Annotated in this window: 21 protein-coding genes; 11 read left to right on the top strand and 10 right to left on the bottom strand. The window is 73.5% G+C overall.

What is annotated here, in order from left to right; all coding sequences use genetic code 11:
- Window positions 1-190: 190 nt before the first annotated feature.
- From Q1V71_RS11210 to Q1V71_RS11195, 4 genes are all read right to left on the bottom strand, one after another.
- Window positions 191-721: an AAA family ATPase gene (locus tag Q1V71_RS11210; protein ID WP_300643852.1), complete on the bottom strand. Its 531-nt coding sequence runs from the start codon at window positions 719-721 to the stop codon at window positions 191-193.
- A gap of 123 nt (window positions 722-844) precedes the next feature.
- The gene (gene hutI, locus Q1V71_RS11205) at window positions 845-2,020 is read right to left on the bottom strand and encodes an imidazolonepropionase (RefSeq protein ID WP_300643850.1); all 1,176 of its coding nucleotides are present in this window, start codon (window positions 2,018-2,020) and stop codon (window positions 845-847) included.
- On the bottom strand, window positions 2,017-3,294 hold the full coding sequence (locus Q1V71_RS11200) for a formimidoylglutamate deiminase (RefSeq protein ID WP_300643849.1): 1,278 nt from the start codon (window positions 3,292-3,294) through the stop codon (window positions 2,017-2,019). Before Q1V71_RS11200 ends, hutI begins: the two co-directional genes overlap by 4 nt.
- Window positions 3,291-4,505: an allantoate amidohydrolase gene (locus Q1V71_RS11195; protein WP_300643848.1), complete on the bottom strand. Its 1,215-nt coding sequence runs from the start codon at window positions 4,503-4,505 to the stop codon at window positions 3,291-3,293. Before Q1V71_RS11195 ends, Q1V71_RS11200 begins: the two co-directional genes overlap by 4 nt.
- A 25-nt stretch (window positions 4,506-4,530) precedes the next feature.
- On the opposite strand from Q1V71_RS11195, the gene Q1V71_RS11190 reads away from it, so the two are divergent.
- From Q1V71_RS11190 to Q1V71_RS11150, 9 genes are all read left to right on the top strand, one after another.
- Window positions 4,531-5,199 carry a nitroreductase family protein gene (locus tag Q1V71_RS11190; protein WP_300643846.1) on the top strand — a complete coding sequence of 223 codons (669 nt, stop codon included), beginning with the start codon at window positions 4,531-4,533 and terminating at the stop codon, window positions 5,197-5,199.
- A gap of 75 nt (window positions 5,200-5,274) precedes the next feature.
- Window positions 5,275-6,660: a M20/M25/M40 family metallo-hydrolase gene (locus Q1V71_RS11185; RefSeq protein WP_300643845.1), complete on the top strand. Its 1,386-nt coding sequence runs from the start codon at window positions 5,275-5,277 to the stop codon at window positions 6,658-6,660.
- On the top strand, window positions 6,657-8,189 hold the full coding sequence (locus Q1V71_RS11180) for an MFS transporter (RefSeq protein WP_300643844.1): 1,533 nt from the start codon (window positions 6,657-6,659) through the stop codon (window positions 8,187-8,189). Before Q1V71_RS11185 ends, Q1V71_RS11180 begins: the two co-directional genes overlap by 4 nt.
- The gene (locus Q1V71_RS11175) at window positions 8,186-8,467 is read left to right on the top strand and encodes a hypothetical protein (RefSeq protein ID WP_300643842.1); all 282 of its coding nucleotides are present in this window, start codon (window positions 8,186-8,188) and stop codon (window positions 8,465-8,467) included. The genes Q1V71_RS11180 and Q1V71_RS11175 overlap by 4 nt, the downstream gene beginning before the upstream one ends.
- Before the next feature lie 97 nt (window positions 8,468-8,564).
- Window positions 8,565-8,864: a hypothetical protein gene (locus Q1V71_RS11170; RefSeq protein WP_300643840.1), complete on the top strand. Its 300-nt coding sequence runs from the start codon at window positions 8,565-8,567 to the stop codon at window positions 8,862-8,864.
- Between the two features lie 163 nt (window positions 8,865-9,027).
- Entirely contained in the window at window positions 9,028-9,609 is a 582-nt protein-coding gene (locus tag Q1V71_RS11165; RefSeq protein ID WP_300643838.1) for a DUF1992 domain-containing protein, read from the top strand.
- Window positions 9,610-9,761: 152 nt separating this feature from the next.
- Entirely contained in the window at window positions 9,762-10,847 is a 1,086-nt protein-coding gene (locus tag Q1V71_RS11160; protein ID WP_300643836.1) for a CoA ester lyase, read from the top strand.
- A gap of 1 nt (window position 10,848) precedes the next feature.
- Window positions 10,849-11,703 (top strand): CoA ester lyase, encoded by an 855-nt coding sequence (locus Q1V71_RS11155; RefSeq protein WP_300643834.1) that lies wholly within the window; start codon window positions 10,849-10,851, stop codon window positions 11,701-11,703.
- 334 nt (window positions 11,704-12,037) lie between these two features.
- Window positions 12,038-13,657: an Ig-like domain repeat protein gene (locus Q1V71_RS11150; RefSeq protein WP_300643832.1), complete on the top strand. Its 1,620-nt coding sequence runs from the start codon at window positions 12,038-12,040 to the stop codon at window positions 13,655-13,657.
- 96 nt (window positions 13,658-13,753) lie between these two features.
- Here Q1V71_RS11150 and Q1V71_RS11145 read toward each other — a convergent pair whose 3' ends face one another.
- On the bottom strand, window positions 13,754-16,081 hold the full coding sequence (locus Q1V71_RS11145; protein ID WP_300643830.1) for a sodium-translocating pyrophosphatase: 2,328 nt from the start codon (window positions 16,079-16,081) through the stop codon (window positions 13,754-13,756).
- A gap of 247 nt (window positions 16,082-16,328) precedes the next feature.
- On the bottom strand, window positions 16,329-16,667 hold the full coding sequence (locus tag Q1V71_RS11140; RefSeq protein ID WP_300643828.1) for an STAS domain-containing protein: 339 nt from the start codon (window positions 16,665-16,667) through the stop codon (window positions 16,329-16,331).
- A gap of 239 nt (window positions 16,668-16,906) precedes the next feature.
- Between Q1V71_RS11140 and Q1V71_RS11135 the strand changes: the two genes are divergently transcribed.
- Both Q1V71_RS11135 and Q1V71_RS11130 read left to right on the top strand, forming a co-directional pair.
- Window positions 16,907-19,258, top strand: a complete 2,352-nt coding sequence (locus tag Q1V71_RS11135; RefSeq protein ID WP_300643826.1) for a DEAD/DEAH box helicase — start codon at window positions 16,907-16,909, stop codon at window positions 19,256-19,258.
- Between the two features lie 165 nt (window positions 19,259-19,423).
- Window positions 19,424-19,729: a hypothetical protein gene (locus Q1V71_RS11130; protein ID WP_300643824.1), complete on the top strand. Its 306-nt coding sequence runs from the start codon at window positions 19,424-19,426 to the stop codon at window positions 19,727-19,729.
- A gap of 199 nt (window positions 19,730-19,928) precedes the next feature.
- On the opposite strand, the gene Q1V71_RS11125 is transcribed toward Q1V71_RS11130, so the two are convergent.
- The 4 genes from Q1V71_RS11125 to Q1V71_RS11110 all read right to left on the bottom strand — a co-directional run.
- Window positions 19,929-20,288 carry an Rv3654c family TadE-like protein gene (locus Q1V71_RS11125; RefSeq protein WP_300643823.1) on the bottom strand — a complete coding sequence of 120 codons (360 nt, stop codon included), beginning with the start codon at window positions 20,286-20,288 and terminating at the stop codon, window positions 19,929-19,931.
- A gap of 197 nt (window positions 20,289-20,485) precedes the next feature.
- Window positions 20,486-20,863 (bottom strand): TadE family type IV pilus minor pilin, encoded by a 378-nt coding sequence (locus tag Q1V71_RS11120; RefSeq protein ID WP_300643821.1) that lies wholly within the window; start codon window positions 20,861-20,863, stop codon window positions 20,486-20,488.
- Window positions 20,864-20,870: 7 nt separating this feature from the next.
- On the bottom strand, window positions 20,871-21,191 hold the full coding sequence (locus tag Q1V71_RS11115) for a DUF4244 domain-containing protein (RefSeq protein WP_300643819.1): 321 nt from the start codon (window positions 21,189-21,191) through the stop codon (window positions 20,871-20,873).
- A gap of 411 nt (window positions 21,192-21,602) precedes the next feature.
- A partial coding sequence (locus tag Q1V71_RS11110) for a transposase (protein WP_300643817.1) occupies window positions 21,603-23,239 on the bottom strand: 1,637 nt, incomplete at its 5' end.

The following is a 23,239-nucleotide window of genomic DNA, read 5'->3' as shown; positions in this document are numbered from 1 at the left end:
CGAGGTAGCGACTCTGACTCCAGCGCGACCGGCTCACAACCCCAACACCGGCTCTTCGAACAAGCCACTCCGGGGCCCGTCAACAGCCAGCCTAGAACGCCCCTGCCAGCCGTGTCTTGACACAGAGGGGAGCCAGATGAGCGCGGCAGGCCGCACACCCCAGCGAGGGTTGGCAGGGTTCCTGGGGTCACTACGAGAGTCGAGTCTGAGCGGCGTCCCAGACCAGAGCAGCTGCTCGTTCGGGAGTCATGTCGGTCGTGTCGATAACCAAATCGGCTCGCTGAGACATCCAACGTCGCGCTTCGGCATAACGAGGCAGATGGTCCAACCTCCCTTGCCTAGCCACGGCAAGTTGCTCGTCACCTTCGATGCGGGCGCGCAAGGCGGGCTCGTCGGCGTCCAGGAGGACGTGGAGCACCTGGTGGCCCCGGTCCGACAACCCGGTCACGAGTTCGTTCCAGTAGGGCTCTTCCAGGACCGTTTGCGGGGCAACGAGGCTCTGTCGACTGAACCGGACCATCTCGTCAGCGACGATCGGCGTAAGGATGCGCCAGGAGGGCCAGTCGCGGAAGTCACGCACCGGGTGGTCGGCGAGGTTCGGGCGAAGCATGAACCCGACTGACTCCGGGTCGAACAACCGCAAGTCGGGACTGAGGTCGGCGACAAGTCGGGCAGTCGTCGTCTTGCCTGCACCAAACGTCCCGTTCACCCAAACGATCACGCCTTCACCCTGCCAGGCTGACCGACCTCAATTCGGCATGACCGAACACCTCGACACGCGCCGAGCGCGCCTCCTGCGACGGCTGACAACGAGTGGAGTGCCATCCGTGCGGACCGACACGCCTCAGACGACCGGCCGCCCGCGCTGCCAGACGCCGGCCACGAGCGGGACGCCGGGCCGGTAGGCCAGGTGGACGTGGCTGGGGGCGTCGAGCAGGACGAGGTCGGCGCGGCGACCGGGGACGATGCGCCCGACCCCCGAGGGTCCGTCCTCGTCGAGGGCCGCGGCCGCGGTCGCGGTGACCGCGTGCACCGCCTCGGCCGGCGTCATCCCCATCTCCCGCACGGCGAGCGCGACGCAGAGCGGGATGGAGGAGGTGAAGCAGGAGCCGGGGTTGCAGTCGCTGGCCAGGGCGACCCGCACCCCGGCGTCGAGCAGCCGGCGCGCGTCGGGGTAGGGCTGGCGGGTGGAGAACTCCACCCCCGGCAGCAGGGTGGCGATCGTCCCGCTCTCGGTCAGGGCCGCGACGTCCGCATCATCGAGGTAGGTGCAGTGGTCGACCGCGAGGAGACCGAGCTCGCAGGCCAGCCGTACGCCGGGCCCGGGCCCGAGCTGGTTGGCGTGCAGGCGCCCGCGGAGGCCGGCCGCCGCGCCGGCGGACAGCACCGACCGCGCCTGGTCGTCGTCGAACGCACCCCGCTCGCAAAAGACGTCGATCCAGCGGGCGTGCGGCGCGCAGGCCTCGAGCATCGGACCGGTGACGAGGCCGACGTACCCCGCCGGGTCGTAGGCGTGCTCCGGGGGGACCACGTGAGCACCCAGGAACGTCGTGTGCTCGGTCAGCTGCCGCGCGACCGCGAGCGAGCGCGCCTCGTCGTGGACGGTGAGCCCGTAACCGCTCTTGACCTCGACGGTCGTCGTGCCCTGCCGCAGCATCTCCTGCACCAGTCGCGCGGCACCGGCGAGCAGCTGCTCGTCGGTTGCGGCACGGGTCGCGGCCACGCTCGTGCGGATCCCCCCGGCGGCGTACGGCGTCCCGCTCATGCGTGCGGCGAACTCCTGTGCCCGGTCGCCGGCGAAGACCAGGTGGCTGTGGCTGTCCACGAAGCCCGGCAGCACCGCGCGCCCGCCCGCGTCGACCGCGGCGTCGGCGGCCGGTGCGTCGACGGCCCGACCGACCCACGCGACCCGGTCGCCCTCGACGACGACGGCGGCGTCCTCGACGATCCCGAGCAGCCCGTCGCGCGCGGGGTCGTTGGTCACCAGCTCGCCGATCCCGGTGATCACCGTCGCGGTCATGGGCGGACCCGGGCGATCACGTCGGCGAGGAGGCGACCGACCTCGGGCTCGTCGCCGCGGCGGTGCACGACCCGGCCGGAGACGACCACGTGCGTGACGTCGGTCGCGGTGACGGCGAAGACGGCCGTGTGCTCGTCGGCACCGGTGCCCGCGGTGCGGGGCGAGCCCGCATCGAGCGTGACCAGGTCGGCCAGCCACCCCACCTCGATCCGGCCGCACCGGTCGATCCCGAGGACGCCGTGCGCGGTGCCGACGTCCAGGAGCTCCGCGGCCGTGAACCGGCCCCGCTCCCCCGACGACAGCCGCTCGTGCATCTCCAGCCCCCGCAGCTCCTCGAACGGGTCGACCACCGCGTGGCTGTCGCTGCCCACCGACAGCCGGCACCCGGCGTCGGCGAGCCGCCGGGCGGGGCCGATGCCGTCGGCCAGATCGCGCTCGGTGGTGGGGGTCAGGCACACGTTGGTGCGGGTACTGCCCAGCAGCTCGACGTCCTCGTCGGTGAGGTGGGTGGCGTGCACGACGGTGGTGCCAGGGCCCAGCAGGCCCTCGGCGTGCAGCAGCCCCGTCGGGGTCAGCCCGTACGCCGCCAGGCAGACCTCGTTCTCCGCGGGCTGCTCCGAGAGGTGCACGTGCAGGGGGTCGCGGCCGCGGAAGGCGCCGAGCGCGGCGCGGGGCACGGCCCGGACCGAGTGGATCGCGGCGGGGCCGGCTCCGGCGCGGGCCGACCAGGCTGCCGCCGTACCGTCGGAGAAGCGCCGCTGGACGCCCTCGACCGGGGCGCCGAAGCCACTCGAGAGGTAGGCGGCGTCGAGCAGCACCAGCCGGATCCCGGCGGTCGCGGCCGCGTCGACGAGGGCCTCGCGCATGGCCAGCGGCGGGTCGTGCGGCGAGCCGTCCGCCCGGTGGTGCAGGTAGTGGAACTCCCCGACCGACGTGTAGCCCGCGGCCACCATCTCGCGGAAGGCCGCGGTCGCCAGCTCCCGGTAGAGCTCGGGCGTGAGGCGGCCGGCGACGGCGTACATCTGCTCGCGCCAGGTCCAGAACGTCCCGCGGTCGCGCTGCACGTGCCCCCGCAGGGCGCGGTGGAACGCGTGGCTGTGGGCGTTGGCGAGGCCGGGGAGGGTCAGGCCGGGCAGACGGGTGGCAGCAGGGTCGCCACCACCCACCTCGACCCGCGTGAACCGCCCGCCCTCGACCTCGACGAGCACGTCGTCGTGCACCCGCCCGCCGTCGGGCGAGGGCAGCCACGCCCGCTCCAGGAGGTACGTCGTCACGTGCCCAGCCTCGTGAGCGACTCGGCCAGGGCGTCGACGCCGGCCAGGCAGTCGGGGACCTCGGCGTGCTCGGCCGGGCTGTGCGAGACCCCGGTCGGGTTGCGCACGAAGAGCATCGCTGTCGCGATGCCGGCCGCGGAGAGCACGCCCGCGTCGTGGCCGGCCTGGGTCGGCAGCACCGGCCAGTCGCCGCTGGCGTGCCCGGTGGCCAGCGACTCCGCGAGGTCGGGGTCGAAGGAGACCGGCCCCGACACCGACTCCGCGGTGACGGTCAGGGTGGTGCCGTCGCGCTCGGCCCGCTCACGCGCCTGCGTGGTGATCCGCTCGACGAGCGCGTCGAGCGAGTCGGCGGACGACGCGCGGGCGTCCAACCAGGCGGTCACCCGCGACGGTACGGCGTTGGTGCCGTTGGGACGCACCTCGACCCGGCCGAAGGTCGCGCGCTCCCCCGACAGCCGGGCCGCCTTGTTGGCCGCCAGGACGGTCATCGCGTAGGTCAGCATCGGGTCGCGGCGGTCCTCCATCCGCGTGGTCCCGGCGTGGTCGGCGATGCCCTCGATGTCGAAGCGGTAGCGCCCGTGCGGCCAGATGCCGCTGGCGACCCCGACGGCGTGGCCGAGGTCGACCAGCGCACGGCCCTGCTCGACGTGCAGCTCGACGAAGCTGGTGACACCGGCGAGCAGAGCCGGGTCGTGGGCCGAGGGGCCGGGCAGCCCCGCGGACTCCAGGGCGTCGGCCAGGAACACCCCGTCGCGGTCGCGCAGCGCCCGGGCCGCCTCCCACGTCGTCGCGCCGGTGAGCAGCCGCGACCCCAGGCAGGCCAGCCCGAAGCGCGAGCCCTCCTCCTCCACGAACACCCCGACCCCCACCGGTCGCCGCGGCACGACCCCGAGCGCGCGCATCCGGTCGATCGCCGCCAGCCCCGAGACCACACCGAGCGGACCGTCGTACGCGCCTCCCTCCAGCACGCTGTCGAGGTGCGAGCCGGTCAGGAGGCGGTCCTCCGGCGAGCTCCCGGCCGGCTCCCACCAGCCGACCACGTTGCCGAGCCCGTCGGACTCCACCCGCAGACCACGCGCCTCGCATGCCTCGACGAACCAGGCGCGCAGCTCGGCCTCCGCGCTCGTCCACGGCTGGCGCAGGTAGCCCCCGGTCGCGGCGGAGCGGCCGACCGGCGCGATCTCACGCCACATCGCCTCGAAGTCAGTCATCCCGGGCCGTCCTATCGTCACGCGCATGGAGTTCCGCGAGGTCGTGCGCCGCCGCCGGATGGTCCGCAACTACGCCGACACCCCGGTCGACCCCACCGTGGTGGAGCGGATGCTGGACCACGCGACGCGGGCGCCGAGCGCGGGCTTCAGCCAGGGCTGGGCCTTCGTCGTGCTCGACACGCCGGACGACGTACGCCGCTTCTGGACCGCCACCGCCGACAGCGTCGAGGAGCCGGACCCGTGGCTCGCGGGGATGATGCGCGCGCCGGTCGTGATCGTCCCGTGCAGCAGCCGCACGGCCTACCTCGAGCGCTACTCCGCCCCCGACAAGGCCGCCACCCGACGCCGCAACGGCGCCCCCGCGGGCGACCCGTGGAATGTGCCGTACTGGCACATGGACGCCGCCATGGCCTCGCTGCTCATCCTGCAGACGGCCGTCGACGAGGGCCTCGGCGCCTGCTTCTTCGGCCTGCCGCCGCACCGCGAGCTCGACCTGCGCGAGGAGCTGTGGCTGCCCGACGACGTCGACCCGGTCGGTGCGATCACCGTCGGCCACCGGGCCGAGGACACCGGGACCCGGGGCTCGGCGCGCACGCGGCGCCGCCGGCCGACCGAGGAGGTCGTGCACCGTGGCCGCTGGGGCTCGCACGGCGGCAGTGGCGGAGGCGGGCACCTCACCAGTCCACTGACCTAGCGGCGCGGGGTCAACGAGACCCGCCGCCAGAGCGTCTCGGATCCCAGACGGGCTCGTGAGGCGTACTGTCCCGCCATGAGCTCTGGGGAGGGCCGGCGCGAGCGCGCCGTCCACGCGTTGCAGGCGCTGGTGCGGATCCCGACCGTCAGCCACCCCGACCAGTGGGACGACGCCGCCTTCGACGCGCTGCTGGCCGAGCTGGAGCAGCGCTTCCCGCTGGTGCACGAGCGGCTCGAGGTCACCCGGGTCCACACGCACGGGCTCCTGCTGCACTGGGCCGGTCGGTCGAACGCACGGCCGGTGGTGCTGATGGCGCACCTGGACGTCGTGCCCGTCGAGGACCCGGCCCGTTGGACCCACCCGCCCTTCTCCGGCGCGGTCGTCGACGGCAGCATCTGGGGCCGCGGCACCCTGGACGACAAGGGCTGCGTGGTGGCGATCTGCACCGCGGTCGAGGAGCTCCTCGAGGCCGGCCACGTGCCGGCGCAGGACGTGTGGCTCTCCTTCGGCTGCGACGAGGAGGTCTTCGGGCAGGCCGCCCCCGAGGCGGTCGGCATCCTGCGGGAGCGCGGGGTCGAACCGTGGTTCGTCCTCGACGAGGGTGGCGCCGTGGCGGGCGGGGCCTTCCCCGGCGTACGCCGTCCCGTGGCGGTCGTGGGCGTGACCGAGAAGGGGGTCACCTCGCTGCTGCTGCGCGCCGAGGGGCGCGGCGGCCACGCCTCCACGCCCGCTCGCAACGGGCCGACCGCCCGGATCGCGCGGGCGATCACCGCGCTGGAGCGCAGCCCGATGCCGGCGAGCGTGCCGCCCCCGACGCTCGAGCTCTTCCGCCGGATCGCCCCGCACGCCGGGCTCCCGCTGGGCCCGGTGCTCGCGGGCGCCGCCCGGGTCCCCGCGCTGCTGGTCCGAGCCCTGCTGGCGGCCGGCCCCGAGACCGCGGCGATGACCCGCACGACGTTCGCCGTCACGACGCTCCAGGGATCGCCGGCGCTCAACGTCATCGCCGGCGCCGCCACGGCCGGCGTCAACATCCGGGTCATGCTCGGCGACACCGTCGAGGACGTGCTCGCGCACGTGCGCCGCGCGGTCGGGAAGGACGTCGCGATCGAGGTCGTCGAGGAGGGCGCGGCGAGCCCGCTGTCGCCGTACTCCACCTCCGGGGCCGGCGCCGAGCACCGCGACGAGGCCTTCGACCTCCTGGAGCGCACGATCGAGCAGGTCTTCCCCGAGGCCGTCCCCGCGCCGTACGTGATGATGGCCGCCACCGACTCGCGGCACTTCACCGCGATCTGCGAGCGGGTCTACCGGTTCGCGCCGTTCCGGATGTCGAAGGCCCAGCGCGAGTCGATCCACTCCCACGACGAGCACCTCGGCGTGCAGGACCTGCTGGACGGGGTCGCGTGGTACCGCCGGCTCCTGGAGGAGCTTCCCGAGGGAAGCCCGGAGAGGAGCCCGGCATGAGCGGCACGACCGGCGGGGCGACCCGCACCTCGCCGTACCTCGGACCCGCCCAGGGCCTGGTCGCGATCGTCGGGCTGCTCGTCGCGGTCGAGGTGGCCAGCGGGGTGCTGCAGGGCTACTACACGCCGATCTTCAGCGACATCGCCGACCACCTCGGCATCCAGGACGCCGACGTCAACTGGTTCGAAGCGGCACAGCTCATCGTCTCCGCACTGTGCGTGCCGCCGCTCGCGCGGCTGGGAGACCTCGTCGGCCACAAGAAGGTGCTGCTGCTGTCGACCGCGGTCACGGCCGTGGCGTCGTGGGGCGTCGCGCTGGCGCCCTCGTTCACGACCTTCCTGGTCGCGTGGGCCCTGCAGGGGGCGTACGTCGTGTGGCTGCCGCTCGAGGTGGCCATCATCCACCGGCGCACAGCCGCCGCCGGGCCCGCCCGCCAACGGCTGCTCACCCGTCGCTCGGCCGCGGTGCTGGTCGGGGCGCTGGAGCTCTCGGTGATCATCGGCGCGCTCACCTCCGGCGCGCTGGTCGAGGCGACCTCGATGACCTTCCTGCTCGCCCTGCCGGCGGTCGTGGTCACCGTCGTGCTCGTCGTGGTGTGGGTGGGCCTGGAGGACGTTCCCGGGCAGCTGGCCACGCCGACCGCGTCCCGGCGCGGCTCGCTGCTCGGGGCCTTCGACCTGCGCGGCCTCGGGCTGGTCACCCTCGCTCTCGGCCTGGTGATGGGCGGGCTGATCGCCGTGCGGCTCATGGGGCCGGCGAGCGCGCTGCCGTGGCTGCTGGTCGCGGCCGGTCTGGCGGTGCTGGTGCCGTTCGTGCGACTCGAGCGCTCGCTCGAGGAGCCGATGGTCGACGTGCGCGTGCTGGCGCACCGGGCGCAGTGGCCGGTGCAGCTGACCGCCTTCCTGTTCGGCATGTCGGTGCTCGGTGCGCAGATCCCGCTGTCGACCTTCGCGCGCACCGACCCCGAGGTCGCGGGCTACGGCCTGGGCGCCGACGCGGCCTTCGTCTCCACCCTCGTCGGGGTGTACGTCGTGTTCCTGGCGATCGGCGCGTTCACGCTGCCTCTCAGCGCGCGGCTGCTGGGCGCGCGCGGCGCCCTGGTCGCCTCGGCGCTGCTGGTGGCGTTGGGCTACGGCCTGTTCCTGCCCTTCCACGACACCACCCAGCAGACCCTGGTCAACATGGCGGTCGCCGGCCTCGGCTCCGGCGCCCTGGTCGCCGCGCTGCCCGCGGCGGCCGCCGCCGCGGCGCCTCCGCACCGCACCGGCTTCGCCACCGGCATGACCAACGCGACCAAGACCGTCGGTGGTGCGATCGCCTCGTCGGTCTTCGCGATCGCGCTCGCCGCCACCGGGTCGCTCGAGGGGCCCGACGAGGGTGTGGCCCCGATGTCGGGCTACCTCACCGTGTGGGCGGTCTGCGCGGCGGCCGCGCTGGTCGCAGCGGTGTGCCTGCTGCTGGCCCCGCGGGTGCCCGACGAGCCCGAACCGGCCCCGGAGGCCGCGCGACCTGGGACGCTGGGGGCGTGACCACCCTGCGCCGCTCCGTCCTCGGCCTCGACGTCCTCGCCCTCGTCGGGTGCGTCGTGCTCGCCGGGTGGTCGATGACCGACACCAGCTCCTCCACCTCCTCGATCGGGGTCGTGGTCGCGGTCTTCCTCGCGGTGCCGTTCCTGCTGGCCGCCGTGCTCGCGCTCGTCGCGGGTCGGCTGGAGGAGAGCGGAAGCACCGTCCTCACGGCGTTGGCCACGCTGATCACCGTGGCCGTCCTCGGGCTGCTCGGGTTCCAGCTGGCACTCGGCTCCTAGCCCGCCCGCCGCAAGCCGCCGGCCGCGGGCCGCCGGGGCCACGGGCTGAGTACCCCGGCTCACGCGCGCCCGCCCCCGGCCGCACGACCCTGGGGAGATGACCTCCGTGCGCTCCCTCGCCCTCGGTTCCTTCACCCTCTCCCTGGTCGGGCTCGCCGCCGGGATCACCTGGGCCACCGTCGCCTTCCTCAGCGACGGGGAGCAGAGCGGCGTCGGTGTCCTGTTCGGCTTCGTCCTGGCCGTGCTGTCCGCGGTGCTCGTCGTGCTCTGCGGCCTCGCGCTCGCGCTGCACCGCACCCGCCCCGGGACGGCCACGGCCCTGCTGACCATCGCCGGCGCGGGCGTCCTGCTCCTGGCCCTGTCGGTGCTCTCGCTCGTCGCGCCCGGGCCACGCTGAGCTGCCTCGGGGGCCCGGGCCGGCTCGGACCGGCCGCCCACGGATCCCACCCCGGGCCAGCCACGTTGTCAGCCGCCCGGCGGGCCGTCGACGCACCCGTCGTACGAGCCGGCGGCTGGGGCCGCTGACTACCCTGGACCCATCCGGGACGAGGGGGTGTGCCGTGGTCGACCAGCCGCAGGGCCAGCCGAGCGAGGTGCAGCGCGCCCGCGACGAGCAGGAGCGGCGCAAGCGCTCGAAGGAGTCCGCGGCGGCTGCCCGGATCGCCTTCCAGCACCAGTGGGTCGACCAGCAGATCCGGATCGCACACGCGCGGGGCGACTTCGACGACCTGCCCGGCGCGGGCAAGCCGATCGAGGGTCTCGGCGACCAGCACGACCCCGACTGGTGGGTGAAGAAGCTGATCGAGCGCGAGCAGGTCACCGGTGTCCTACCCCCGGCGCTGCAGCTGCGCAAGGACGACGCCCAGCTCGACGAGAGGCTGGACTCCTTCACGGTCGAGACCGACGTACGCCGTGAGGTCGAGGACTTCAACGCCCGGGTCATCCGCGCCCGCTACACCCCCGTCGACGGTCCGCCCCTGATCACCATGCCCCGCGACGTCGAGGAGACCGTCGCCGCCTGGGCCGAGCGCCGCGCGGCCCGGATCGCCGCCGCCCGCGCCGAGAACGCAGCGAGGCTCGCCGCCGAGCCGCCCCGGGGCCGCCGACGGTGGTGGCGGCGGGACCGGTCCGGCGGAGCGTGAGGTTCGGCTGGCACCGGCCGAACCTTTCGCCGCACGGCCGAACCTTCAGCCGTGCGCCGAAAGGTTCAGCTGGCACCGGCTGAACCTTCCGGCCCGTCCGCTGTCAGATCGGTCATACCGACGGGTAACCGCCCGCTGCTACGTTCGCGCCCATGCCGAGCAAGAGCGCCAAGGACTTCTTCCGCCCCCTCGCCGTGGGGGCACCGACCCCGCCGACGGAGATCCCGGCCCGCCCCAGCCGGGCGATCCACTTCTTCGACCCCAGCAACGAGAAGATGGCGGCCAAGATCCCGCAGATGGTCGGCACCGTCGACGTGCTGCTGGGCAACCTCGAGGACGCCGTCAAGGCCGACAACAAGCTCGCCGCGCGTGAGGGCCTGGTGCGGATCGCCCAGGACACTGAGGGCCTCGGCGGCCCGGACGCCCAGACCCAGCTCTGGACCCGGATCAACTCCCTCGACAGCCCCTGGGTGCTCGACGACCTGACCACGCTCATCCCCGCGATCGGCCACAAGCTCGACGTCGTGATGGTGCCGAAGGTGCAGGGCGCCGAGGACATCCACTACGTCGACCGCATCCTGGCCCAGCTCGAGGCCAAGGCCGGCCTGGACCGCCCGATCCTGGTGCACGCGATCCTCGAGACCGCCCGCGGCGTCGCGAACGTGGAGGAGATCTGCGGCGCCTCACCGCGCATGCAGGGCCTCTCGCTCGGCCCGGCCGACCTGGCCGCGGACCGCCGGATGAAGACCACCCGCGTCGGCGGCGGCCACCCCGGCTACCTCGTGCGCCAGGACCCCGAGAACGGCGAGATCGACGCCCCGCGCGCGACCTTCCAGCAGGACCTGTGGCACTACACGATCGCGCGCATGGTCGACGCCTGCGCGATGCACGGCATCTACCCCTACTACGGTCCCTTCGGCGACATCGCCGACGTGGTCGCGTGCGAGGACCAGTTCCGCAACGCCTTCCTGCTCGGCTGCGTCGGCACCTGGAGCCTGCACCCCAAGCAGATCGCGATCGCCAACAAGGTCTTCTCCCCCAGCGTCGAGGACATCGCCCACGCCCGCCGGGTCGTCGCGGCCATGGGCGACGGCACCGGCGCGGTGATGCTCGACGGCAAGATGGAGGACGACGCCTCCCTCAAGCAGTGCCTGGTCATGGTCGAGCTGGCCGAGCAGCTGGCCGCGATCGACCCCGAGCTGAAGAAGCAGTACGACGCGATCGAGATCGAGGCCTGAGATGACCACCGTCCTGCGTTCCGTCCTCTACATGCCCGGCGCCAACGACCGGGCCCTGGAGAAGGCCAAGTCCCTCCCCTGCGACGGGCTGATCCTCGACCTCGAGGACTCCGTCGCCCCCGAGGCCAAGCCCGCCGCCCGCGACGCCGTGTGCGCGGCCGCGTCGAGCGGTGAGTACGGCCGCCGCACCGTCACCATCCGGGTCAACAGCCTGGGCACGGAGTGGCACGACGCCGACCTGGCCGCGGCCGCCCAGGCGGGCCCGGCCGGCATCGTCGTACCCAAGGTCAACAGCGCCGAGGAGGTCCGCGGCCTGGTCGCGGCGATGGAGAAGGCAGGTGCCCCCGAGCACACCCGCCTGTGGGCGATGGTCGAGACGCCCGAGGCGATCTTCAACGCCCGGGAGATCGCGGCGGCCTCCGACCGGCTCGCCGTCATCGTCATGGGCACCAACGACCTGGTGAAGGAGCTGTACGCCGAGCACGTCCCCGGCCGGGCTCCGCTCCTCACCTCGCTGTCGCTGGCGCTGCTCGCGGCGCGCGCGGCCGGCGTGCAGATCCTCGACGGGGTCTACAACGACGTGAAGGACACCGAGGGCTTCCTCGCCGAGTGCGTGCAGGGCCGCCAGATGGGCTTCGACGGCAAGACCCTCATCCACCCCGGCCAGGTCGAGGCCGCCAACGAGCAGTTCGCGCCCAGCGCCGAGGCGGTCGAGGACGCCCGCGGGCTGATCGAGGCCTTCGAGAGCGCCGGCTCGGGCGTCGCGACGTACAAGAACAAGATGATCGAGAACCTCCACGTCGAGTCCGCCCGCCGCACCCTCACCATCCACGAGGCGATCACGGCCCTGGGCTGAGCCCCCCGCGGTCCGAGCGACCGCCCCGACGTACGACGGCAGCGGCCGGGTCCCCCGAGGGACCCGGCCGCTGCTGGGGTCTCCCCCGCACCTCACCCCGGCGGGGCGCGCGGCCGCGCCCGTGGCAGACCCGACCGATCGGCCACGCCACATGGCCCGACCGGGCCAGTCCGGTCGGGTCACTCGTGAGAGGCGTCTCAGGTCCATCGGGCAGGAACCGATGGGACCCCTGTCGTAGGACCCGTGCACGGTCCTACGGTCGATCGACGACCGGTCGCGCCTGGGAGGGTCCGCGCCGGTCGGGTCATGGGAATCCACCGGAGGGAACCACCTGATGCTGTCCCGTCGCGCGCTCGCGCCCGCGCTCTCGCTCGTCCTCACCGCCGGCGGGGTGACGCTGGCCGCCGCGCCGGCGACCGCCGCCCCCACCACGCCGGTCACCGCGGAGGTCCGGCTCTCCGACGCCGCGGTGTCGGGCACCCGCCAGCTGCCGCTGCTCGGCGGCCTGCTCGAGGCCCTCGTCGGCCCGCTGCTGTCCGGGTTGGGCGGGGTCGGCGAGGCGCTCACCCTCACCCCGCCGCAGTGGAGCCTGCCGGGCGTCACCAACTCGGTGCAGTGGTTGGCGAACGGCGTGCCCATCCCGGGCGCCACCGGCCTGAGCTTCGTCCCGACGCTGGAGCAGGCCGGCAAGAATCTCCAGGCCAAGGTCACCGGCTCGCTGCTCGGCCTGCTGCCGCTGGAGACGTTCACCAACGTCATCCCGATCCCGCTGCCCAGCGGCGGTGGAGGCGGCGGCACGGGCGGTGGCGGCACCGGCGGTGGCGGGGGCACCGGCGAGAACCCGCTGCTCGAGGCCCTGAGCGACCCTGCGCTCACCGGCATCCCGGGCGTCGGCTCGCTGCTGCAGGTGCTCAACCCCATCTGGAGCCTGCCGGGCGTCTCGACGACGTACCAGTGGTTCGTCGACAACGTGCCGGTCCCCGGCGCCACCGGCCCGACCTTCGTGCCGGGCCTCGGGGACGCCGGCAAGGAGGTCTACGCCCGGGTCACCGGCACCCTCGCAGGTGTCCCGATCGTCAACCTGCTGACCAGCCGCCTGCTCGTGCCGCAGGCCCCCGAGCAGCCCCTGGCCGCGTCCTCGGCCGCGACGCTCGCCGGGACCGCGAAGGTCGGCAAGGTCCTCACCGTCCAGGACCCGACCTGGAACGAGGAGGGCGTCACCCACACCTACCAGTGGCTGCGCGACGGCGCGCCGATCGCCGGCGCGACCGCGAAGACCTACACCCTCGCCCCGGAGGACCTCGGCCGCCAGGTGGTCGTCAAGGTCACCGGCACCAAGGAGGGTTGGACCGACAGCACTGTCGACAGCAACGCCGTGGTGCCCCAGGTCGGTGACGCCCCGACGTTCACCACGCAGCCGTCGGTCTCCGGCACCTACAGCCTGGGCCAGGCCCTGACGGCCAACCCCGGCGCCTGGGGTCCCGGCGCCACGCCGACCTTCACCTACCAGTGGCGTCGCGGCGGCCAGCCGATCACCGGAGCCACGTCCTCGACGTACGCCGTCACGGCCGCCGACCTGGGCTCGACCCTGTCGGTGACGGTGACTGCGACCCGCGCGGCGTACGCCCCGGCGACCTTCACCACCTCGGCCCTCCCGGTCGCCAAGCTGCCCTCGGCCACCACGATCACGGGCAAGAAGAAGGTGCGCGCGGGCAAGCCGGTCCGCGTCGTGCTCGGCGTGCTCGTCGACGGCCTCGCCCCCGACGGCACGGTCACCGTGCTCGACGGCACCCGCACCCTCAAGACGGTCCCGATCGCCTCGGGCAGCCGGACGCTCAAGGTCAAGGGCCTCAAGCCGGGCAAGCACAAGCTCTCCGCGATCTACTCCGGCTCCGACGCCACCGAGGAGTCCCAGTCGAAGGTGCTGAAGCTGAGGGTGCTCAAGCGCCGCTGACCGGCGCCCGCAGCACCCGCCTGCAACGCGACGGCGCCCCCTCCCGCTCGGGAGGGGGCGCCGCTGCGTGGTGCGGGTGGTGCGGGAGCCGCTGCGTCAGACGACGGAGGCGGGTGCCTCGTCGGAGATGACCGTCGAGCGGCGCTTGGAGACGTAGACCGCCGCCGCGATGCCCACCGCGGCGACCACGGCGATCACGATCGACAGCGGCCGGTTGGCGTCGTCCCCGGCGGTCAGGCTGATCACTGCGCCCACGATGAGGAGCGAGACCAGGTTCATCACCTTGAGCAGCGGGTTGATGGCCGGGCCGGCGGTGTCCTTGAACGGGTCACCGACGGTGTCACCGATGACGGTGGCCTCGTGGGCGGGGGAGCCCTTGCCGCCGTGGTGGCCGTCCTCGACCAGCTTCTTGGCGTTGTCCCACGCGCCACCGGCGTTGGCGAGGAAGACCGCCATCAACGTGCCGGCACCGATCGCACCGGCCAGGAAGCCGGCCAGGGCACCGACGCCGAGGCCGAAGCCCACCGCGATCGGGGCCAGGATCGCCAGGATGCCCGGCGTGGCCAGCTCCCGCAGGGAGTCGCGGGTGACGATGTCGACGACCTTGCCGTACTCCGGACGTCCGGTGCCCTCCATGATCCCGGGGATGTCGCGGAACTGGCGGCGCACCTCCATCACGACCGCACCGGCGGCACGGCCGACGGCGTTGATCGCCAGGCCCGAGAAGAGGAAGACGACCGCGACACCGATCAGCAGACCGACCAGGACGTCGGGGCTGAAGACGAAGAACCCGCCGAAGAAGTCGCGGGCCTCGCCCTCGGTGACACCCTCCAGCTCGGCGATCCGCTCGATCGCGGTGCCGATGTAGGACCCGAAGAGCGCCGAGGCGGCGAGCACGGCCGTGGCGATCGCGATGCCCTTGGTGATCGCCTTGGTCGTGTTGCCCACCGCGTCGAGCTCGGTGAGGATCTGCGCGCCCTCCGGGCTGACGTCGCCGGACATCTCCGCGATGCCCTGGGCGTTGTCGGAGACCGGGCCGAAGGTGTCCATCGCGACGATGACGCCGACGGTGGTGAGCAGGCCGCAGCCGGCCAGGGCCACCGCGAAGAGCGCGATCGACAGCGACCCGGCGCCCAGCAGGAAGGCCCCGAAGACGGCCGCCCCGATGACCAGCGTGGTGTAGACCGCCGACTCGAAGCCGACCGAGAGGCCGGAGAGGATGACGGTCGCCGCACCGGTCTGCGAGGTCGCGCCGACGTCCTTGACCGGCCGGTACTCGGTGCCGGTGTAGTAGCCGGTGAGCGAGAGGATCGCCGCGGCGAGCACGATGCCGATGAGCACCGCGACGGCCGCGATGACCGCGGGGTTGCCGCTGGCCGGGTCGAAGCCGAAGGCCAGGTCGAGCGGGCTCCCGCCCCGCTCCAGCCCGGAGAGGTCCTCGAAGCTGCTGGGCAGGTAGACGAACGCCAGCACGACGCTGGCCACGGCACCGATGGCGGCGGAGATGTAGAAGGCCCGGTTGATGGTGGTGAGGCCGTTCTCCCCGGCGCGGGGCTGGCAGAGGTAGACACCGGCCACCGCGGTGAGCGCACCGATGGCGGGGATCAGCAGCGGGAAGACCAGTCCGGCGTCGCCGTACGCCGCCGAGCCGAGGATCAGCGCGGCCACCAGGGTCACGGCGTAGGACTCGAAGAGGTCCGCGGCCATGCCGGCGCAGTCGCCGACGTTGTCACCGACGTTGTCGGCGATGGTCGCTGCGTTGCGCGGGTCGTCCTCGGGGATGTTGTTCTCGACCTTGCCGACCAGGTCGGCACCCACGTCGGCGGCCTTGGTGAAGATGCCGCCGCCCACGCGCATGAACATCGCGAGCAGCGCGGCACCGAAGCCGAAGCCCTCGAGCACCTCGGGCGCGTCCTCCTGGAAGAGGATCACCACGAGGGAGGCGCCGAGCAGGCCCAAGCCGACGGTGAGCATGCCGACGTGCGCGCCGGTGCGGAAGCCGATGTGCATCGCCGGGTCCCGGCCCTGGGTCTGAGCCGCCGAGGCGACGCGCAGGTTGGCCTGCACCGCCAGCGACATGCCGAGGTAGCCCACCGCCGCGGAGAAGCCGGCGCCGAAGAGGAACGCCACGGAGCGGAAGATCCGCACGGTCGTGTCGTCGGCCGGCAGCACCAGCAGCGCGAAGAACGCGATGCCGGCGAAGATGGCCAGGGTGCGGAACTGCCGCTGGAGGTAGGCGTTGGCCCCCTCCTGCACGGCCTGGGCGATGGACTTCATGTTGTCGGTGCCCTCGGCGGCGGACATGACCTCGCGTCGGAACATCGCGGCCATCGCCAGCGCACCGAGTGCGATGAGGGCGACGACGACGACGAGCACGAGGTTGCCACCGGAGACTTCAACGACGGCGGGAACGGTCCCCGTCATGCGCTTCCTCCTGGTGTGGGAGCTTCAGCTCGGATGGACGCACGCACACGGATGTGAGGCACGTCTCACTGGATCGAGCCGGAGTCTACGCACGGCGGACCGGCGCGTAGCAGCACAGTGTGACCGGGGCCACACGCGTGTCACCCGGACGGGGCGCGGCCCGACGCTCGCGTGACGGCGTACGACGTCAGTGCGCCGCGCCGAGGGCAGGGCGTCGCGGAGCGGGGCTGCGGGAGGTCGCGCGCCGTCAGGAGGCGGCGAGCGCGGCCTCGGCGCTCTCGTGGATCACGAAGACCTTGGCCAGGCCGGTGATCCGGAAGATCTTGAGCAGGCGGTCCTGGGTGCAGACCAGCTGGAGCGAGCCGTCGTGGGCGCGGACCTTCTTGAGGCCGCCGACCAGCACGCCGAGACCGGTGGAGTCGAGGAACTCCACGGCCTCCATGTCGATCACGAGGTCGTAGACACCCGCGGCGACCAGCTCGGTGATCTTGTCGCGCAGCTTCGGCGCTGTGTAGACATCGATCTCACCGCCGACGGCGACCACGGTCGTCCCATCGACGTCGCGCGTGGCGAGGGTGAGGTCCACGTGTAACTCCCTGTCAGCCTGCGGGTGTGTCGAACGGTTCTGGTGGCCTGGGCGCCGGGGAGGCCCCCTGTCCCGTCGATCGACCAAAGGATATGAAACCACGACGCCCCGAGGCGCGCGAACGAAGGTAAAAGCAGTGACCGCCCACCGGTACACCCGGACGGGCACTCGACGGGCCGTCTACGGGTGCCCGCAGGTGCGCCCCGACGGGTGTCGGCGCTGACTGAGACCATCGGGCCATGTCCAGCGTGCAGTCCCCGGCCGCCCCCCGGGCGCCGGGGTCGAACGGCTCGAGCATCCTCGAGCGCCTCGCCACCGCGGGCGTCCGCGCCGAGCGGCTGCGGCACGTCGAGGAGCTGGCGCCGCGCGAGGGCGTGCACGCCCCGTGGCCCGCCTGGGTCCCCGAGCAGGTGCGCTCGGCGTACGCCGCCCGCGGGATCGAGCAGCCGTGGGCCCACCAGGTGGCGGCCGCCGATGCGGCGTGGTCGGGCCGGCACGTGGTGGTCTCGACCGGCACCGCGTCGGGCAAGTCGCTGGCCTTCCAGCTGCCCGCGCTCGCGCGGCTGCTGGAGCGGCGCGGGTCGCGCGGGCAGCGGGGCGCCTCGGTGCTCTACCTCGCCCCGACCAAGGCGCTGGCCCAGGACCAGATGGCCGGGCTGGTCGGCCTCGGGCTCGACGTGCGCGTGGCGACCCACGACGGCGACAGCAGCCGGGAGCAGCGGGAGTGGACCCGCGACCACGGCGAGTACGTCCTGACCAACCCCGACATGCTCCACCGCAGCCTGCTGCCCGGCCACGAGCGGTGGACGGGCTTCTGGCGCTCGCTGGACCTCGTGGTCGTCGACGAGTGCCACCACTACCGCGGGGTCTTCGGGGCGCACGTCGCGCACGTGCTGCGACGGCTGCGGCGGGTCGCGGCGACGTACGGCGCGGAGCCGACCTTCGTCCTCGCCTCCGCGACCGTGGCCGAGCCGTCCGGCGCGGCCGGGCTGCTCACCGGCCTGGACGTGCTGGCCGTCGACCAGGACGCCTCCCCGCGCGGGCGCGTCACCGTCGGCATGTGGGAGCCCCCGCTGACCGAGCACCTCGGGGAGAACGGTGCGCCCGTGCGCCGTGCCGCCTCCTCCGAGACCGCCGACCTGCTCACCGACCTGGTCGTCGCAGGAGTGCGCACGCTGGCCTTCGTCCGCTCGCGGCGCGGGGCCGAGCAGGTCGCGATGACCGCGGCCTCGCTGCTGGAGGAGGTCGACCCGTCCCTGGCCGGCCGGGTCGCGGCCTACCGCGGCGGCTACCTCCCCGAGGAGCGTCGCGAGATCGAGCAGCGGCTCCGCTCCGGAGAGCTCGTCGGGCTGGCCGCCACCAACGCCCTCGAGCTCGGCATCGACGTCAGCGGCCTCGACGCGGTGCTGGTCGCCGGCTTCCCCGGCACCCGCGCCGCGTTCTGGCAGCAGGTCGGCCGGGCCGGGCGCGGCGCGCAGGACGCCGCCGCGCTGCTCGTGGCCCGCGACGACCCGCTCGACACCTACCTCGTGCACCACCCCGGGTCGCTGTTCGGGCGGCCGGTCGAGGCGACGGTGTTCGACCCGACCAACCCCTACGTGCTCGGCCCCCACCTCGCCGCGGCCGCGCAGGAGCGGCCACTCACGCGCGCCGACCTGGCGGCGTACTGGCCGGGGGCAGAGCCGGTCCTGGCCGACCTCGTCGCGCGCGGGCTGCTGCGGCGGCGCCCGCACGGCTGGTTCTGGACCGACGCCTCGCGGGCTGCCGACCTCGCCGACATCCGCTCGGCCGGAGGCGGGCAGGTGCAGCTGGTCGAGGCCGGCACCGGTCGGGTCGTGGGCACCGTCGACGGCGGGCGCGCCCACTCCTCGGCGCACCCCGGCGCGGTCTACCTCCACCGCGGCGAGACCTACCTCGTGCAGGACCTCGACCTCGACGAGCACGTCGCGGTGCTCGAGCGCGCCGACCCCGACTACTCCACCTCCGCCCGCGAGCTCACCGACATCAGCATCGTCTCCGAGGTCGCCTCGCAGCGGTGGGGCCCGTGCCGGCTGGCGCTGGGCCAGGTCGACGTCTCCCAGCAGGTGGTCTCGTTCCTGCGGCGCCGCCAGCCCAGCGGCGAGGTGCTCGGCGAGGAGCCGCTCGACCTGCCCGAGCGCACCCTGCGCACCAGCGCGGTGTGGTGGACCGTGCCGCCGGCCGAGCTCGAGGCCAGCGGTCTCGACCCGGCCGACCTGCCCGGCGCCGCCCACGCCGCGGAGCACTGCTCGATCGGCCTGCTGCCTCTCTTCGCCACCTGCGACCGCTGGGACATCGGCGGCGTCTCCACGGCCCTGCACCCCGACACGGGCACGCTCACCGTCTTCGTCCACGACGGGCACCCGGGCGGGGCCGGCTTCGCCGAGCGGGGGTACGACGCCGCGCCCGCCTGGCTGCGGGCCACCCGCGAGACCATCGCCTCCTGCGAGTGCGTCGAGGGCTGTCCCTCCTGCATCCAGTCGCCCAAGTGCGGCAACCAGAACAACCCGCTGGACAAGGCCGGCGCCCTGCGGCTGCTCGACGTGCTGCTCGCCCACGCGCCGCTCGGCTGAGCGCCCCGCCACCCCGCCACGTGCGCGGGTCGGTGGTGCCGGGGCCCGGTGGCTCGGGCTGCCGACCCTCGGACGTCATACGGACCGCACCACCGGACGTCCCGTCCGCATGACGTCCCACGCGGGAGGGTGTCGCCGCGGCTGCGGCGGCCCTACGCTGCGGCCATGGTCGTCCTGGGTCTGCTCGTCCTCGCCGCCGGCGTCGTCCTCCTGCTCGCCGGCCTGTTCACCGCGGAGTCCACGACGAGCGGGCTGGAGGTGCTCCGGATCGAGGTCTCGCCGGTCACCCTCTTCGTCCTGGGCCTCGTCGCTGCCGCGGCGGTGCTGCTGGGCATCTCGATCACCCGCTTCGGCGCCCGCCGCGCCCTCAAGGCCCGCCGCGAGCACAAGCAGCTCTCCGAGCTGTCCGAGAAGCTCGACCGGGTCGAGGCCCGCGAGCGGCTCGAGAACCAGGACGACAAGCCGCACTGAGGTCCGCGCCGACCCGCTCCCCCGCCGAGTCGGCGCACCTTCTCGTCGACGTGCGCGGGCGCGACCCCCTGACCCCCCGATCCGGCGCATCCTTCCGGCGTCTTGCCGGCAGGACCCCCAGCCCCCCGGACCGGCGCGTCCCTCCGGGAACGTGCGCCGGACTCGACTGACTGGACGCCGCTCGCCATGTGGTGCGGTCTCAGCCGGGGCCAGCCAGGGCGGTGCCGGTGAGCTCGTGCGCGGGCCCGAGCCGCGTCGGGGCATCGAGGCCCACGACCACGCGGACGGCCCGGCCCTCGACAGCGCACGAGAGCAGCCGCGCGCCGTTGCTGCCCGCCACGTCCTCGGCCCGCCCGCAGGGGTCGGCAGTCACCGCACCCGCACCGGCCAGGGCCGCGAGGTCGGCGGCGGCCCGGACCTGACGATGCGCGGCGAACCACGCCCCCACCTCGCCCAGCGCCAGCCCGACCAGCAGGAGCAGCCCGAGGCAGGCGACGGCGGCGACCGTCGCGCCGCCGTGGTCGGTCCGCGCCCGGACTCCCCGCCCCCTCCGCTCCACCCGCGCCACACGCGGGACTCGGTCGCTGTCAGGGAGGTCGGTCCCCGCCCGAGCTCTCCACCTCCGCCGCTCCTCCCGCGCTCTCCGCGCGACTCGGTCGCGGCCAGGGAGGTCGGCCCACGCCGTCCGAGGCGCCCGATGGCTCCGCGCCTCCCGCGGACACGAGCTCACCGCGCATGACAGGGTGCGGCGCCGGCTCACGGCACGCCGCCGGCGGCCGGCTCGAGCGCCGCGGTCGCGGACGCCTCCAGGTCCGCGCCCGGCAGGGCCGCGAGCAGCCCGCCCGGACCGTCGACCTCGGCGCGGACCGTAACGATGACCAGCCCCGAGGACTCCTGGACCGAGACCCGGCTCCCGGGCGGGCCGATCCGCGTGGCCAGGTCGGTGGCCGTGCCGGGGTCCTCGCCCCGGGCCAGCGCGCGAGCCGCCTCGCGGGCGGCATCGGTGGTCCGCATCTGGCCCAGGCCCACCACCAGCAGCCAGAGCAGGCCGGCCGTGACGGCGAGGAGCATCGGCAGCACCATCGCGAGCTCGGCGGTGACCGCACCCCGCTCGCCACGACCGGTCCGCCTCACGGGTGGTTCACCCGACGCCCAGCAGGCCGAGGACGTGGTCGAAGAGCGTCGTGAGCAGCTGGTCGCCGAAGCCGCCGCTGAGCATCGTGTAGAGCAGCCCGGCGAGGCCGGCGCCGGCGGCCGTCCCGACGGCGTACTCCGCGGTCGTGATCCCCGCCTCCCGCTCGGGAACGGCGCTCAGGTGGCGTCCCGGCCGGCCGGCTCGGTCACGAGCGGCAGCCTCGGCGCAGTCGCAGACCGGCTGCCCCTGGCCCGGGGCGCTGGTCCCGGTGTCCAGGGGTCGACGGCTCCGCAACCGGGACAGGGGGGTCGTGATGGATCGGTGCATGGTGCCTCCTCGGCTGGCCGCACGGTGCGGCCTCGACCCCGAGGTTGGTCGAGCCGGGTCCCGCGCGGGGGCCGGTGACGGGTGGCTGTGGGCCGCCGGGTCCGGACGAGTGCTGTGGACGGCCGGGGGCTCGACCCGGACAGTCGCTGCGCCGGGCCGGGTGCCTGCAGCCGACGGCCGCCGCGACCCGTGGCGCAGGCAGCACTGGCCGCACGGGCTGCACGGGCCGACATGCCGGGCCAGACGGTGTCCTCAACGACAGTCACGCGAGCGACCGTCGCCTGCGCCCGCGGCGGACCCGGCCCCTCGGCGTCCAGCTCGTGTGTGGCGTTCCGGTTCGACCTGGTGGCTGTTGGGCTTTGCCTGATGGGTGTTGGGACGTGGCGGGCACGGGGGTGCCCGGAGCGGTGCTCAGGTGGTCAGTGCGTTGTTGTGAAGTCGCTGGAGGTTGACGGCTGCTGCTGCGAGGTGGAGTTCGGCGGTGATGGCGTGGAGTCCTCGTCGGGCGAATCTTCGTAGGCCGACTTGGTCTTTGATGTGGGCGATGACCGGTTCGACGGTGGCGGATCTTCGTTTGTAGGTCGCGATGTTGGCGGGGTCGGTGAGCCGGTGCCGCATGAGTTCGAGTGGCCCCGCCTTTGGGGGTGGCGGCTGGATGGGCGCGTCGGTGGTGGTGTGCAGGTGGTGGTTCTTACCGGGGGCGATGAGCCGGTCGGGGCCGGGGGCGGTGATGTTGGTTTCGGTGAAGTAGCCGGCATCCGCCAGCACGGTGCCGATAGTCAGTCCCAGCGTGTCGGCCTGGGTGGTGGCGGCTGCCAGGGCGGGCAGGTAGCAGTGCTTGTCGTTGGCGTCTTGGGAGGCGTGGACACCCAAGATGAGGTGGTCATCGGTGACGGTGAACTGAGCGTTGTAGCCCTGCACCGAGCCACCGCCTGATCCGCAGGTCATCAGCCGGGAATCGGGGTCGGTGCGGTTCACGCTGGGGCCGGTGCCGCCGCGGGCACGGGCTTGCTGCTCTTGCCGGTGACGTTTGCGGGCATGGACGCCTCGCAGGTCAGTGTTCCCGGCAGCGGAGCGTGCCAACGCGGTATCAAGCGAGGCGTGTGCGGCTTTGAGCTTGCGCCGCGCCTCGCGTCGTGTGCTGCTGGCTGTGGGCCCTGGGACACCGACCAGGCCGACAAGCAGCCGCTCGAGCCGCTGAATCCTGGCGCGGTGGTACGCGACCGGGTCCACGCCCGCCGGGATCCCACCTCTGATGACCTCTCCGGCCTCGACGCGGCGCAGGAAGTCCTCTGCACGCTCGGCATCGGCGGCGTCGGCCTGCTCGTGGGTGACGTCTTGGCGTTCGAGTTCCTCCAAGGCTCTCTTCACGTTCGCTGCCCGCCCCGAGCGTGAAGCGAACCCCGGCGGCAGCCCGTCATCAGAGCCGTCCCTTCCAGCGGCCGCGGCGGCGTGGTCCTCGGTGGTGTCGGTGACTGCGGCCTCGTCGAGGATCTGCTGGGCGATAGTGCGGGCCTGCTCGCGAATGGAGTCTGCGGAACGGTTGGCCCCCCGAGCGGCGTTGGCTGCGATCTTGGTGCCATCGATCGCCACGATCCCGACCTTGACCATCCCGGCCGCTGCACACAGCCGCAGCACCTGGGTGAAGACCTCCACGAACGCGTCTTGGTGTTCGGCACGGAACCGGGCAATCGTGGTGTGGTCGGGGGCATCGGCAGCACAGATGACCCGGAACGCGACGTGGTCGGCGCAGAGTCGCTCGATGCGCCGCGAGGACCGTTCCCCGACTGCGTAGGCGTAGATCAACAACGCCAGCAGCATGTCGGGGTCATAGCCGCGGCGGCCGACCCCGCCGGTGCGGCGAGTGCGGTGAAAAGAGGCCGTGTCGAGCTGCTCCACCACATCGAGGACGAACCAGACCAGGTGATCCTCAGGTAGCCAGTCGGCCATGTTCGGCGGGAGCAGGAACTCCTGATCCCGCACGACTGGGCGATACGAACGAGCCATGCCCAAGTATTTCGCCCCAGCCGCAAAAACGGGCCGATCTC

Origin of the sequence: Nocardioides sp. (assembly GCF_030149505.1) — a bacterium.
Taxonomy (GTDB): domain Bacteria; phylum Actinomycetota; class Actinomycetes; order Propionibacteriales; family Nocardioidaceae; genus Nocardioides.
Note: the sequence above shows the minus strand (reverse complement) of the source record. Positions and strands in the feature narration are given on the sequence as shown.